The 14354-nt window shown below is 62.2% G+C and carries 10 protein-coding genes; 3 read left to right on the top strand and 7 right to left on the bottom strand.

Features of this window, described 5'->3' with window-relative positions; genetic code table 11:
- Nucleotides 1–124 precede the first annotated feature (124 nt).
- Both ACIPZH_RS05335 and ACIPZH_RS05330 read right to left on the bottom strand, forming a co-directional pair.
- A complete protein-coding gene (locus ACIPZH_RS05335; RefSeq protein ID WP_400635428.1) occupies nucleotides 125–2680 on the bottom strand; it encodes a PepSY domain-containing protein in 2556 nt (851 codons plus the stop codon).
- A 102-nt stretch (nucleotides 2681–2782) separates the two neighbouring features.
- Entirely contained in the window at nucleotides 2783–5065 is a 2283-nt protein-coding gene (locus ACIPZH_RS05330; RefSeq protein WP_400626079.1) for a TonB-dependent receptor, read from the bottom strand.
- A gap of 220 nt (nucleotides 5066–5285) precedes the next feature.
- On the opposite strand from ACIPZH_RS05330, the gene ACIPZH_RS05325 reads away from it, so the two are divergent.
- Together ACIPZH_RS05325 and ACIPZH_RS05320 are read left to right on the top strand one after the other, a co-directional pair.
- Nucleotides 5286–5966 carry a Fe2+-dependent dioxygenase gene (locus tag ACIPZH_RS05325; protein ID WP_241804196.1) on the top strand — a complete coding sequence of 227 codons (681 nt, stop codon included), beginning with the start codon at nucleotides 5286–5288 and terminating at the stop codon, nucleotides 5964–5966.
- Nucleotides 5967–5969: 3 nt separating this feature from the next.
- Nucleotides 5970–6719 carry a tetratricopeptide repeat protein gene (locus tag ACIPZH_RS05320; protein ID WP_400635427.1) on the top strand — a complete coding sequence of 250 codons (750 nt, stop codon included), beginning with the start codon at nucleotides 5970–5972 and terminating at the stop codon, nucleotides 6717–6719.
- Nucleotides 6720–6941: 222 nt separating this feature from the next.
- Here the strand turns inward: ACIPZH_RS05320 and ACIPZH_RS05315 are convergent, their stop codons facing one another.
- The 5 genes from ACIPZH_RS05315 to ACIPZH_RS05295 all read right to left on the bottom strand — a co-directional run bounded on the left by ACIPZH_RS05315 (nucleotide 6942) and on the right by ACIPZH_RS05295 (nucleotide 12284).
- Entirely contained in the window at nucleotides 6942–8105 is a 1164-nt protein-coding gene (locus tag ACIPZH_RS05315) for a type III PLP-dependent enzyme (protein WP_012316125.1), read from the bottom strand.
- A gap of 736 nt (nucleotides 8106–8841) precedes the next feature.
- Complete coding sequence (locus tag ACIPZH_RS05310) at nucleotides 8842–9999, bottom strand: betaine/proline/choline family ABC transporter ATP-binding protein (RefSeq protein WP_400635425.1); 1158 nt, start codon at nucleotides 9997–9999, stop codon at nucleotides 8842–8844.
- Nucleotides 9996–10649, bottom strand: coding sequence for an ABC transporter permease (locus tag ACIPZH_RS05305; protein WP_012316120.1), 654 nt, complete (start codon nucleotides 10647–10649; stop codon nucleotides 9996–9998). Before ACIPZH_RS05305 ends, ACIPZH_RS05310 begins: the two co-directional genes overlap by 4 nt.
- The gene (locus ACIPZH_RS05300; RefSeq protein WP_241804199.1) at nucleotides 10646–11557 is read right to left on the bottom strand and encodes a glycine betaine ABC transporter substrate-binding protein; all 912 of its coding nucleotides are present in this window, start codon (nucleotides 11555–11557) and stop codon (nucleotides 10646–10648) included. Before ACIPZH_RS05300 ends, ACIPZH_RS05305 begins: the two co-directional genes overlap by 4 nt.
- A gap of 13 nt (nucleotides 11558–11570) precedes the next feature.
- Nucleotides 11571–12284, bottom strand: coding sequence for an ABC transporter permease (locus ACIPZH_RS05295; RefSeq protein ID WP_241804200.1), 714 nt, complete (start codon nucleotides 12282–12284; stop codon nucleotides 11571–11573).
- 473 nt (nucleotides 12285–12757) lie between these two features.
- On the opposite strand from ACIPZH_RS05295, the gene ACIPZH_RS05290 reads away from it, so the two are divergent.
- Nucleotides 12758–14341, top strand: coding sequence for a peptide chain release factor 3 (locus tag ACIPZH_RS05290; RefSeq protein ID WP_400635423.1), 1584 nt, complete (start codon nucleotides 12758–12760; stop codon nucleotides 14339–14341).
- Nucleotides 14342–14354 lie beyond the last annotated feature (13 nt).

The raw sequence follows: 14354 nt of genomic DNA, 5'->3' as shown, positions 1-14354 counted from the left end.
AGGCTTCAAGATAGTGGACTGCCCCAAGACATTGGATTGCTGTCCAACTTCTTGGGGCAGTCCACATTAGAGTGGGAGCCGGCTTGCCGGCGATGGGGCCGGTGCTGGCTGCATCAACCCCTGATCAGTAAACATCCCGCCGATAACGCCCATCTTCGATCAACTGCTCGACAACCGCTTCGCCGAGCATGCCTTTGAGCGCCGCATCGACACCGGCCGCCATCCCTTGCAGGCTGCCGCAGACATACACATAAGCCCCATCGGCAACCCAGCGCTTGAACGCTTCGGCCTGCTGCAGCAATACATCCTGCACATACACCTTCTCGGCCTGATCGCGCGAGAACGCCAGGTCCAGCCGCGCCAGGTCGCCGTTAGCCAGCCAGCCTTGCAGCTCATCGCCACACAGCAGGTCATGCGCGCGGTTACGCTCGCCGAACAACAGCCAGTTGCGCTGCTCGCCGGCATTGACCCGCGCCCGCAGCAGGCTGCGCAGGCCCGCAATGCCAGTGCCGTTGCCGATCAGGATCATCGGCGCGGCGCTTTCGGGCAAATGGAAACCACTGTTGCGGCGCAGGCGCAGGCCAAGGGTGCCTGCGACTGGCAGGTATTCGGTCAGCCAGCCAGAGCCCAGGCCAAGGGTGCCATCGGGGTGACGCTCCTGGCGTACGATCAGTTCCAGCACACCATCGCTGGCGATCGAGGCGATGGAATATTCGCGGCTGCCGATCGGTACCAGCGCATCGATCAGGGCTTGTGGCTGCAAGCCGATCAGGTGCTCCCGCTGGGTGGGTAGCTGGCGGCTTGCCAGGGCCTGTGCGAGGGTTTCGTTCAGGCCGTGAAGCTGCACTGTAGCGTTGGCGTCGACGGCCAGGCCGCTGAGGAATGCATCCACGCGTGGCTGGCCATTGAGCGGCAGAATTTCAACCAGGTCACCGGCCTCCCAGCTGGCGGGCGCTTCGCAGCGCAGGCCGATCAGGTAGACCGCTTGCCCTTGGCTGCCAGGGTTGAGCCGTTCGCGGCTGACCAAGGTCCAGTTGCCGAAACTTGGCGGTTGCCAGGCAGCGACGGGCTGGGCGCCAGTCAGCTGCGCCAGCTCCTGTTGCCAGTGCTGCAGGGCCGCCTGGTCGGCGTTGTCCACCTCCACCGGGCTGAACGCCGTGCTGGCACCGCGCTCGCTGAGCCATGCCTGCAGGCGCCGGGCAAAGCCGCAGAAGTGCGGGTACTGGCGATCACCGAGCGCCAGCACGGCATAGCTGAGGCCGTTCAGCGCCCAAGGCTGGCCCAGCACCTTGCGCTCGAAGGCTCGGGCGCTGTCAGGCGCCTCGCCGTCACCGAACGTACTGACGACGAACAGCGCGCGGCGCGTCTGGCGCAGGTCCTCTTCGCCCAGATCGGCAAGCGCACGTACTTGCACCGGCAAGCCTGCCGCCTGCAGCTGGCCGGCGCTCTGCCAGGCCAATTGCTCGGCGAAACCGCTCTGGCTGGCAAAGCCGATCAACCAGCTGTCGCCGCTGCTGGCAGTGCTGTCGACACTGCCACGGGCGGCGCGGACCTGGCGTTTTTTGCGGCGGCGATCGAGGTACAGCAGCCAACCGGTGACGAAGAACAGCGGCATGGTCAGGCTGGCGAGGGTGACGATGATCCGCCCCGGCAGGCCGAAGTATTCACCCACGTGCAAGGCATAGACACTTTGCAACAGCTGGGCCTTGAAGGACTTTTCGCTGTAGCGCTCGTGGCTTTTCACCTGGCCGGTGGCCGGGTCCAGGGTCAGGGTATCGAAGGCGCGTGGGTGCGCAGCGCTGTCGAGCAGGTAGAACAGGCTGGCGGGCTGGCCCCCAGCAGGCGGCAGACGCAGGTTGTACATGGCAAGGCGTGGGCCGGCAGCGTTTTTCAGGCTGGCCCAGATGGCGTCGTAGTCGACCACCAGCGGCGGCGCGTTCTTGTCCACCTTCTGCGGCCCATGGCGGCCACGGCCTTCGCCGCGCTTGTGCTGCTGCCCTGCGGCAGGGGCGTCGGCCAGCAGCCTGTTCAGGCCTTCGCGGTACCATTCGTAGGACCAGAACAGCCCGGTCAGCGCGAACAGAAGGTAGAACAGCAGGCACCAGGTGCCTGCAACGGCGTGCAGGTCCCAATTGAAGGCGCGGCCTTTTTTGGCCCAGTCCAAGGTCAGCCAGGTGCGCCAGTTCAGGGCTTTGCGCGGCCAGCGCAGGTACAGGCCGGAGAGGCAGAAAAACACCAGCATCAGGGTGCAGGCGCCCGTGATTTGCCGGCCCGTGTCACCCATGGCGAGGAACCGGTGCAGGGTGAGCATCAGTTTGAAGAAGTCTTGCCCTGCGGCCTGGCCCTTGAGCTCACCGGTATAGGGGTCGGCATAGCGCAGCTCACCGCGGCGCTCGCCCGGTGGTGGTGTGAAGAACACCCGTGCGGCGTTGCCTTCGCGTACATCTACCCACAGCATCGACACTTTGTCGCCTTGAGCGGCCTCGACCCGGCGCACCAGCTCAGCCGGAGGCAGCACACCCTCGGCGCGGACCTCGACGTTCAAGACATCGGCGTTGAAAGCACGCAGGAGTTCTTCCTGGAACGAATAGAGCGCCCCGGTAATGCCCATCAAGGCCAGCACCAGGCCGGCGGTGATGCCAAAGAACCAGTGCAATTGGAACAGTGTCTTCTTCACCACATCGATCACCTTGTATTGCTGCCGCGCCTGGCGCGGCGTGCATTATGCCTTGATACGCAAAAGCCCCGCTCACAGGAATGAACGGGGCTCCGGGGTATTGCTTCAGAAGTGGACGCTGGTGGTCAGCAATGCGGTCCGGCCCGCCGCCTGGTTGGCGAAGTGGGTGGAAAACGCCTTGTCGTAATACACCTCATTGGTGAGGTTCTGCACGTTCAGTTGCAGGTCGATGTTCTTGGTCAGCTTGTAGGCAGCCATGGCGTCGTAACGTACATAGCTGTCGACCATGGTGGTGTTGGCCACGTTGCCGTAGACGTCATCCACATAGAACGCGCCGCCGCCGACCGTCAGTTTCGGGGTGATCGAGTACGTGGTCCACAGGCTGGCGCTGTTGTTCGGCGTGTTGGGCAACTGGTTGCCGTCGTTGGCCTTGCCCAGCGGGCCGCCGTCGACCTGGCGGGCCTGCAGGTAGGTGTAGCCGGCGAACACTTGCCACTTGTCGGTAAGCTTGCCGCTGGCCGACAGTTCGATGCCTTGCACGCGGGTTTCGCCGACGTTTTCGTAGGTGGTGGTGTCCACCTGCACACGGGCGTTTTCCTTTTCGGTGCGGAACAACGCGGCGGCCAGGGACAGGCGCTCGTCGAGCAGATCCCACTTGGTGCCGATTTCGTAGTTGGTGGTTTCTTCCGGCTCCATGTCGCTGGCCAGGATGTTGCCACCACGGTCGGTGGTGCCCGACAGCGGGTTGCCTTCGGTTCCCTCGCCGAGCATCGCCCCGGGCGGGGTGGCGGAAGTGGCATAGGAAACGTAGATGCTGCCGTTCTCAGCCGGTTTCCAGACCAGGCCCAGCTGGCCGGTGAAGAACTCGCTGGTGTCGCGGCCTTTGGTCTGGACGCCGTTCTTGTTCACCACTGTCGCGCCCGAGGCATCGTACGTGCGGAACTTCGTGTCAAAGTGGTCGTAACGCAGGCCCATGTTCAACAACCACTCAGGCGTCAGTTCCAGCGTGTCGAAGGCGTAGATTGCACGGGTCTTGCTGCTGGTTTTGGTGCCGGCGTAGTTGCGCGAGATGGTGCCATCCCAGACATCGTCGGGGTTCGGGTCGCTCAGCGATGTACAGCTGCCACCATTGCTCGGGCCGGTGCAGGTGAGCTTGCTGTTTGGCGACACCGCGTAGCTCTGGCGGTCCGAGTCCTCCTTGCTGAACTCGACCCCGGTGGAGAAGCTGTTCTTGAAACCGCCCACGAAGAATTCACCGAACAGGTCGGTCTGGTTGGTGGTGGTGGCCGTGTTGCCCACACGGGTGTTGGCACGCCGCCATACGCCGTTGTTGTTGACGTTGCCAATGCTATCGTCTGGCTGGGTCAGGATGTAGTCCTGCATGCTGTTGCCATGACGCAGGGTGTTCTTGATGGTCAACGATTCGCTCAGGTCGTGTTCCACGGCGATAGTGGCGATGTCCACACGGGTCTTGCGGAAGTCGCGACCGGTCAGGCCATAGAAATTGTCGCTGTCGCCGCCGTCGATCGGCTTGCTCGGGTGCGCCGAGGTACGTGCGCCGCTGCCTCCGGTCGGGATGCTGTACGGGATGCCCGAATCCGGCAGGTCGTCGCTTTCCAGGTGGTAGTAGTCGAGGTTGACGCGGGTTGGCGTGCCCAGGCCGAAGGCCAGGGAGGGGGCGATACCCCAGCGGTCATAGTTGACCTTGTCACGGCCGGCAACGTTGCTCTCGTGGGTCATCAGGTTGAGCCGGCCGGCAGCGGTGTCGCTGAACTGGTAGTTGCCGTCGAAGGTGTAGCGTTGGGTCTGGTCGCTGCCCCAGGTCCAGGCACCGTCCAGGGAGTTGCCCAGGTGTGCACGCTTGCTCACCAGGTTGATGGTGCCGCCTGCCGCGCCGCGGCCACCGATGGCCGAGTTGGGGCCTTTGGCCACTTCCACCGATTCGATGGCGAAGATTTCACGGGTTTGCGCGCCTGTATCGCGGACACCGTCCAGGTAGGTGTCACCCTGGGCGTCGAAACCACGAATGAACGGGCGGTCGCCTTGCGGGTTGCCGCCTTCGCCTGCACCAAAGGTAATGCCTGGTACGGTGCGCAGGGCATCCTGCAGGCTCAGGGCGTTGGTGTCCTTGATGACTTGCTGGGGGATGACGGTAACCGAGCGCGGGGTGTCCACCAACGGTGCGGTGTACTTCTGCGAGGAGGCCTTCTCGACCTTGTAATCGGTGCTGGCCTGTTCGGCCTTGCCGTTGACGCTGGTGGCATCGAGGGTAATGGCGCTGCTGGTAGCGGGATCGGCGGCATAGGCGGACGAAGCGCTCAGGGCGACGCCGATGGCGGACACGATCAGGCGTGGCGAACTCACTGCAGATGGCACGTATTGACGCATTGTTATGGACCTTCCCCAAGGTGTGAAGGCCGCGGATCATAATGCAAGTGATTGTAGGTCACAATTGAGAGTCGTTACCATTCACTGCGAATTTACAATCTTTACAAATTTTCTTTACGGTCAAAGGAAGCTGAAACGTCTCGGCTGCAGAAAGGGCTTGTGCGGCGTAAAAGGGAATCAATATCATTGACTTCTTTACACTCTTTACGGTACTGCCGCCATGCTGCTTCATATTCCCGGCCTGTTCGACGCCGACGAGCTTGCCCGCATTCGCGCGGCACTGGAGCAGGCTGATTGGGCCGATGGCAAGGTCACGGCCGGCTATCAGTCGGCCAAGGCCAAGCACAACTTGCAGCTGCCAGAAGGCCACGCGCTGGCGAAGGAAATCGGTAGCGCGCTGATCGACCGCCTGTGGAAAACGCCGCGGTTCATGTCGGCGGCGCTGCCGCACAAAGTCTTTCCGCCGCTGATCAACTGCTACCGTGAGGGTGGCAACTTCGGCTTCCACATCGACAATGCCCTGCGCCAGCCCAAAGGCAGCCCGGAGCGGGTGCGCACTGACCTTTCCTCTACGCTTTTTCTCAGCGATCCGGACAGCTATGACGGTGGCGAGTTGGTGATTCAACACACCTATGGCGAGCAACAGGTCAAGCTGGCGGCCGGTGACCTGGTGCTGTACCCGGGCACGAGCCTGCACAAGGTCAACCCGGTGACGCGCGGCGTGCGTTATGCGGCGTTCTTCTGGACCCAGAGCCTGGTGCGGGAGGACAGCCAGCGTGCGTTGCTGTTCGAGATGGACAATGCCATCCAGCAACTCACTGCCGATGTGCCGGAGCACCCCTCGTTGCTGCAATTGACTGGCACCTACCATAACCTGCTGCGCCGCTGGGCAGAGGTCTGAGCCGTGTCCTATCCGTTGCGCCGTGAAGAAGTGGTGGATGTCGCCGGCCTGAAGGCCATGCTCGAAGATAGCCCGGGCAAAGCCGCCCAAGCCATTCTCGCGGCGGCAGGGCAGGGCGTGATCGAGGCCCAGTTGCTGCTCGGGCAGATCCTGCTCGACGGCCGCGGCATCGAAGCGGATGCCGGAGTGGCCCGGCGTTGGTTCGGTATTGCCGCCCAGGGTGGCAGCGCCATGGCGCACAATATGCTCGGGCGGTGCCTGGAGCATGGTTGGGGTGGCGAGGTGAATGTGGTGCAGGCTGCGGTTCACTATGCCCGCGCGGCCGATGCCGGGCTGGACTGGGGGTTGTATAACCTGGGCAACCTGCTGGCTACCGGGCGTGGGGTGCCGGCCAATCAGGCGCAGGCATTGATGTGCTACGAGAAGGCTGCGCAGCTGGGGCATGCCAAGTCGATGAACCTGTATGGGCGTTACCTGGAGCAGGGTATCGCTACGGCGCCAAGTCCGGTGCGGGCGGTGCGCTGGTATCGGCGCTCGGCCGAGGCGGGGGATTTTCGTGGGATGTTCAGTTTGGCGATGGTGCTGGCCGAGCGTGGCCAGATGGCCGAAGTGGGGCCGTGGCTGGAGCGGGCGCGGGTTGAGGGCAACCTGAATTTTTTGCGCAGTGCGTTGGTGACCTTGCAGGGGGCTGGGCCAGGGTTGATGGCCTTTGCGGCGCGGTATGCCGCTGAGATAGAACAGCGCCAGGTGTGATGGTGTCGGCACTGGCCCCATCGCCGGCAAGCCGGCTCCCACATGGATTTGCGCCGGCCTTTAGAAATTGCTTCCACATGGGTTTGCGCCGGCCATTAGGAATTGCTTCCACAGGTGAAGCGCAGGCCTGAGGAGCTGCGCGGTCGGAGTGGGAGCCGGCTTGCCGGCGATGGGGCCAAGCCAGGCACCAATGAAAACGGGGCCTTTCGGCCCCGTTCTGCATTACAGGTAGTAAGCCTTCAGCGGCGGGAAGCCGTTGAATTCCACTGCGCTGTAGCTGGTGGTGTAGGCACCGGTCGATAGCCAGTAGAGGCGGTCACCGATCGCCAGGTTCAGCGGCAGGCCGTACTTGTAGTGCTCGTACATGATGTCGGCGCTGTCGCAGGTCGGGCCGGCGATGACCACTTCTTCCATCTCGCCTTTCTTTTCGGTCCAGATCGGGAACTTGATGGACTCGTCCATGGTTTCGATCAGGCCGGAGAATTTGCCCACATCGGTGTACACCCAGCGCTCGACAGCGGTACGCGATTTGCGCGCAACCAGCACGACTTCGCTGACCAGGATGCCGGCGTTGGCGATCAGCGAACGGCCTGGCTCAAGGATGATTTCCGGCAGGTCGTCGCCGAAGTCTTCCTTCAGGAAGCGGATGATCTCTTCAGCGTAGGTTTCCAGGCTGTTGGTGCGGGTGATGTAGTTGGCCGGGAAGCCGCCACCCATGTTGATCAGCTTCAGCTCGATGCCGTCTTCTTCCTTCAGGCGCTCGAAGATCACTTTGACCTTGGCGATCGCGGCGTCCCACACACTGATGTCGCGCTGTTGCGAACCCACGTGGAAGGAAATGCCGTATGGCACCAGGCCCAGATCGCGGGCCAGGATCAGCAGGTCCATGGCCATGTCGGTCTGGCAGCCGAACTTGCGCGACAGCGGCCAGTCGGCGGTGGTGGAGCCTTCGGTCAGGATGCGTACGTAGACCTTGGAGCCCGGGGCGGCCTTGGCGATGTTGCGCAGGTCGGCTTCTGAATCGGTGGCGTACAGGCGCACACCTTTTTCAAAGAAGTAACGGATGTCCTTGGACTTCTTGATGGTGTTGCCGTAGCTGATGCGGTCGGCGCTGACGCCACGGCCCATGACCTTGTCCAGCTCATAGATCGAGGCGATGTCGAAGCTCGAGCCTTTCTCTTTGAGCAGGTCGATGATCTCGACCGCCGGGTTGGCCTTGACCGCGTAGTAGACCTTGGCGAACTCGAAACCGGCGCGCAGGTCGTCGTAGGCCTGGCTGATCATCTGGGTATCGATGAGTACGAACGGGGTTTCCTGCTTGTCGGCGAACGCCTTCATTTTCTGGAAGGTGTCACGCGCGAAATAGTCTTCGACCTGGATCGACATGCTCAGGGACTCCATGGGCAAACTGAAAAGATAAGTGGCTGCAAACTGAACGTCCTCCGTATCCCCACTTTGGTTCGCCTACTCAGTACTTGAGCCGGATGGATCGTTTCCAGCATGGACGTTCGGCGCGCACTTTAGGGCGTGAAGAACCCAAGATCAACAGGCAATCGGGGCGTGTCGACCCACGATCGTCGCGCTGCCACTTGAATAACCGACTCGTGTGACCAGCAGATGTTCCCTGAACCCTGGCAGGCGTAAAAAATTGTGGAATAGACCGTCTTTGGCCCATTTCGGGCAAGCCCGTTTCCATAGGCTTGGCGGGCTTTCTGCAAAGTGGCCTGGCCTGCAAAAAAAACCGGAGGTGTTCATATTAATGGCCACGGTCATGGCTACTGCAGTGCCTGAAATTCCCCATAAATTTTTTGTTACCGACTGGCGGATCTCCTGCGTTTTATGAGGAGCACTACTAATTTTCGCCATGGGCTACGGACCGAATATGGTCAACCTGAGATTGGCGGCGGGGGTAAAGCACTTCTTCAACAAGCCTTTGGGCAGGCCGGTTTAGGGTTCTGATATCCCCATCGCCCCAATCGCCGGCAAGCCGGCCACATGGATTGCGCCGGCTTTTAGAAAATGGGCAAGACGGTTGCTTGCACAGGTAAAGCACAGCCCTGAAGAATTGCGCGGTCAGGGTGGCCGGCTTGCCGGCGATTGGGGCGCGAAGCGCCCCCGTTGATCAGGAAACCACCGCCTCGGCCGGTGACACGATGCTGGTCTTGGCCCCGCGCGATCTCCCCGAGCTCAGGTAAGCCGCGATCGACTCCTGCGTCACCTCGCCCAGGAACACCTGCTCGGCATCCAGCACCGGCAACCACGCGCGGTTGAACTCGTACATCCGCGACAGCAGGATGCGCAGGTGCTCATCGTGCGAAGCCGTTGCATTGAACTGGCGCAGGAAGTCTGCACAGGTACCTTGCTGGCGGTGCATGTCGCGCCGGCGTACATACCCCAGTGCCTTGTTCTGCGCATCGGTGACCACCACATAGCGGCGATCGTGCTCGTCCAGCAGCTCCAGCGCATCGCCCACCGGCGTTTGTGGGCTTACCGAAGGGGCGTTGTCCGCCGCATCTTCGGCGCGCACCAGCAACAGGCGTTTCAAGGTGCTGTCCTGGCCCACGAAGTTGCTGACGAAGTCATCGACCGGGTGGGCCAGCAAGGTGTCCGGGTGGTCCAGCTGCAGCAACTTGCCGGCGCGGAAGATAGCAATCTTGTCGGCCAGCTTGATCGCTTCGTCGATGTCGTGGCTGACCATGATCACGGTCTTGTTCAGCGCCCGCTGCATCTCGAAGAACTCGTTCTGGATCATTTCGCGGTTGATCGGGTCGACGGCGCCGAACGGCTCGTCCATCAACAGCACCGGCGCGTCTGCAGCCAGCGCACGGATCACCCCGATGCGCTGTTGCTGGCCACCGGACAGTTCACGCGGGTAGCGTTGCAGATACTGCTTGGGCTCGAGCTTGATCATGTGCATCAGCTCGCGGGCCCGGTCGTGGCACTTTTGCTTGTCCCAGCCGAGCAGGCGCGGGACCACAGTGATGTTTTCCTCGATGGTCATGTTGGGGAACAGGCCGATCTGCTGGATCACATAGCCGATGTGGCGGCGCAAGGTCACTTCGTCCAGGCCGCTGGTGTCTTCGCCATTGATGAACACCTGCCCGGAGGTTGGCGTGATCAGGCGGTTGATCATCTTCAGCGTGGTGCTCTTGCCACAGCCCGAGGGGCCGAGGAACACGCAGATTTCGCCTTCGTTGACGGTCAGGCTGACCGCATCGACGGCTTTGACGTCCTTGCCGTTGACGTTGAAGGTTTTGCTGAGGTTCTTGAGTTCGATCATGAGCGCAGTCCTTCTGGAGTCAGGGCACGTTGCAGGGTTTGCAGGAGCAGGTCGGCGATGATTGCCAGCAGGCTGACCAGTACGGCGCCAACCAGCAGCATCGACATGTCGCTACGGCTGATGGAGGTGAGGATGAGCACGCCCAGGCCACCGGCACCGATGGTCGCGGCGATGGTCATCACGCCGATGTTCATCACCACGGCAGTGCGCACGCCGGCGAGGATGACAGGCACGGCAATCGGTAGCTCGACCATGCGCAGGCGCTGGCCGAAGGTCATGCCGATACCGCGTGCGGCTTCACGGATGCCGGGCTCGACGTTGGTCAGGGCCAGGTAGGTGTTGCGCAGGATGGGCAGCAGTGAATAAAGGAACACCGCGGTGATCGCAGGCAATGGCCCCAGGCCCTGGCCGAACTTGGAGTAGAACGGCAGCAGCAGGCCGAACAGGGCAATCGACGGGATGGTCAGCAGCACTGTGGCACTGGCCTGCAGTGGGCCGGCCACCACCGGGAAGCGGGTCATCAGGATGCCCAGCGGCACGCCGACCAGGATTGCCAGGCCAACGGCAATGCCGACCAGCATGATGTGCTGCCAGGTCAGTTGCAGCACCAGGGCCCAGTCGAGGTGGGCGAACGTATCGAGCAGGCTCATGGCTGCACCTCCTTGAGTGGGTGCTCACGCAGGAATGCTGCCGCCACGGCCGTCGGGCTCTGGTGTTCGACGTCGACCTTGGCATTGAGCTGGCGCATGGTCTGGTCATCGAGCTGCTCGGCCAGTGGCTTGAGCAGGGCGACCAGTTGCGGGTTGGCGTCGAGCACGGCCTTGCGCACCACCGGGGCTGCGGTGTAGTCGGGGAAGTAGTGCTTGTCGTCTTCCAGCAGCTTGAGGTTGAACGCACTCAGGCGGCCGTCCGTGGTGTAGACCAGGCCTGCGAACACCTGGTTGTTGTGCATGGCGGTATAGACCAGGCCGGCATCCATCTGCCTGATGTTGGCACGGCCGACTTGCAGGTCGTACATCTCCTTCAGGCCGACCAAGCCGTCGGGGCGGTTGGCGAACTCGGTGTCCAGGGCGATCAGGTGGTTGCGCTCGCGTTCGTCGCGCAGCACCTGATTGAGGTCACTGATCGTGTTGATTTGTGGGTAGGCCTCAGCGACCTGTTCAGGCAGGCCCAGGGCGTAGGTGTTGCTGAACTTGGTCGGGGTCAGCCAGATCAGGTCTTTCTTGGCGTCCAGCGCCTTGACCTTGGCGTAGGTGGCTTCGGCACTGGGCATGCGCTCCTCGATGTGGTTGTAGGACACCAGCGACACGCCGGTGTACTCCCACATCAAGTCCAGCTGGCCAGTCTCCTGGGCCTGGCGCGCGAGGCTGCTGCCAAGGCCGCCGGTGACGCGCACATCGAAGCCATTGGCGCGCAGGTATTGGGCGGTGATTTCGGCGAGTACGGTCTGTTCGGTGAACACCCGTGCGCCGATGCGCACCACGGGTTTTTCCGCCGCCTGGGCAAAGCCTGCGAACAGCAGGGCCGCGCCCAGTAGCAAGGCGATTCTCTTCTTCATACGTTCCCTCTTTTTATTGGGCCAGGCCACGTTCCAGCCAGCGCTTGCTGGAGAAACTCACCGCGGCATCCAGCGCCAGGGCCAGCAACGCCGTGCAGGCCGCGCCCAGCAGCAGCTGTGGCTGGTTGTTCAGGGCAATGCCGGGGAAGATCAGGCTGCCGAGGCTGTTGGCACCGATCAGGAACGCCAGGGGCGCAGTGCCCACGTTCAGCGCCAGAGCCACGCGCACTCCACCGACGATGATCGGTACCGCATTGGGCAGTTCCACTTGCCAGAGTCGCTGGCGCGGGGTCATGCCGATGCCGGTGGCGGCTTCCTTGAGCGAGGCGGGGACGTTTTTCAGGCCTTCGTAGGTGTTGCGTACGATTGGCAGGAGGGAGGCGAGGAACAGCGCGAAGATTGCCGGCCCGGCGCCGATGCCCAGGACACTGAGCGCGATGGCCAGAACGGCCAGAGGGGGAATGGTGTTGCCAACGTTGAAGAACTGCATGAAGCGCTCGGCTTTGTCGACCCGGTGCGGTCGACTCAAGGCAATGCCGGCGGGGATGCCCACGGCCAACGCCGCCGCCATCGAAGCCAGCACCAATACCAGGTGCGCTTGCAGGTAGAACCCAAGATCGTCGCGATAACGCGCGATCGTGTCGATGCCGATCCAGTGGATCAGCAGGGCCAGGATGACGAGCACGGCGGCCCATCCCAACAGCCCTTTTCCGTAGCGTGTAGCCACAGGTGGACTCCTTGTGTTGTCGGCGAGCACACTCTTTTTATGGCCGGCCATGGCTGGCGGCGAGTGGTGTGTTCGCGATTAGCAGCGTGACGCTTGCGCAAGGCAGCAATCAGACCATGAGCCGAACCCCGTCGGGCCCGAAAATGCTGATCAAACCAGTCCCCAAGCGAAGCGGGTTGCAGGGGAGTGGACGTCTCCGAGGGCGTAAAGGTTCCCATCTGGGGCGGCATTTGGCCAGTGTTAATCACTGGGGCGAGTGTTTTTTCGTACTAAAAAACAACGTGAATCTTGCCTAAAGGCGTTGGTTTACCTGCTATCAGCCCCACCTGTGACGCTGGATAACTTTTCTGACCAGCAGGCGAATCGCGCCCGATCGAGCATCGTTGACCAACGGCGGGGATCAGATTTTGGTCCCTGCCCAACATCAGGTATGATATCGCCCCTTTTTGAATCCCCCAGTCAGGCGATTTCCCATGACCAACCAGGCCGCCGAAGTCGCGAAGCGCCGCACTTTCGCAATCATTTCCCACCCCGACGCCGGTAAGACCACCATCACCGAGAAACTCCTGCTGATGGGCAAGGCCATTGCCGTCGCCGGTACCGTGAAGTCGCGCAAGTCCGACCGCCACGCCACCTCCGACTGGATGGAAATGGAGAAGCAGCGCGGTATTTCCATCACCACCTCGGTGATGCAGTTCCCGTACCGCGAGCACATGATCAACCTGCTCGACACCCCCGGCCACGAAGACTTCTCGGAAGACACCTACCGCACGCTGACTGCGGTGGACTCGGCGCTGATGGTGCTCGACGGCGGTAAAGGTGTAGAGCCGCGGACCATCGCCCTGATGGATGTCTGCCGCCTGCGCGACACGCCCATCGTCAGCTTCATCAACAAACTCGACCGTGACATCCGCGACCCGATCGAACTGCTCGACGAGATCGAAGCGGTACTGAAGATCAAGGCGGCGCCGATCACCTGGCCGATCGGTTGCTATCGCGACTTCAAGGGTGTGTACCACCTTGCCGGCGACTACATCATTGTCTACACCCCGGGCCACGGCCATGAGCGTACCGAGGCGAAGATCATCGAGAAACTCGACTCTGATGAAGCCCGTGCTCATCTGGGTGACGAGTATGACCGCTTCCTCGAGCAGCTCGAGTTGGTGCAGGGCGCCTGCCATGAGTTCGATCAGGACGAGTTCATCAATGGCCAGCTGACGCCGGTGTTCTTCGGTACCGCACTGGGTAACTTCGGTGTCGACCATGTACTTGACGCCGTTGTCGACTGGGCGCCGCGCCCGCTGGCCCGCGTAGCCCACGAGCGTACCGTGGAGCCGGTCGAGGAGAAGTTCACCGGCTTCGTGTTCAAGATCCAGGCGAACATGGACCCGAAACACCGCGACCGTATCGCCTTCATGCGCATTTGCTCGGGCAAGTACGAGAAGGGCATGAAGATGCGTCACGTGCGTACCGGCAAGGACTTGCGTATCGGTGACGCGCTGACCTTCTTCTCGTCCGAGCGCGAGCAGCTCGAAGAAGCCTATGCCGGCGACATCATCGGCTTGCACAACCATGGCACCATCCAGATCGGCGACACCTTCAGCGAAGGCGAGGCGCTGGGCTTCACCGGTATCCCGCACTTCGCCCCGGAACTGTTCCGCCGCGTGCGCCTGAAGGACCCGCTGAAATCCAAGCAGCTGCGCCAGGGCCTGCAACAGCTGGCCGAAGAAGGTGCGACCCAGGTGTTCTTCCCTGAGCGCAGCAACGACATCATCCTCGGTGCGGTGGGTGTGCTGCAGTTCGACGTGGTCGCCAGCCGCCTGAAGGAAGAGTACAAGGTCGAGTGCGCCTACGAGCCTATCACCGTGTGGTCGGCACGCTGGATCAGCTGCGACGACAAGAAGAAGCTCGAAGACTTCCAGGTCAAGGCCATGGAAAACCTGGCGATCGACGGTGGCGGTCACCTGACCTACCTGGCCCCGACCCGGGTCAACCTGTCGCTGATGGAAGAACGCTGGCCGGACGTCAAGTTCCGCGCCACTCGCGAGCACCACTAAGGGCAGCGGCAAG

The organism is Pseudomonas sp. NPDC089758 (assembly GCF_044748705.1).
GTDB lineage: Bacteria > Pseudomonadota > Gammaproteobacteria > Pseudomonadales > Pseudomonadaceae > Aquipseudomonas > Aquipseudomonas putida_X.
This window is presented reverse-complemented; position numbering and strand designations above follow the sequence as displayed.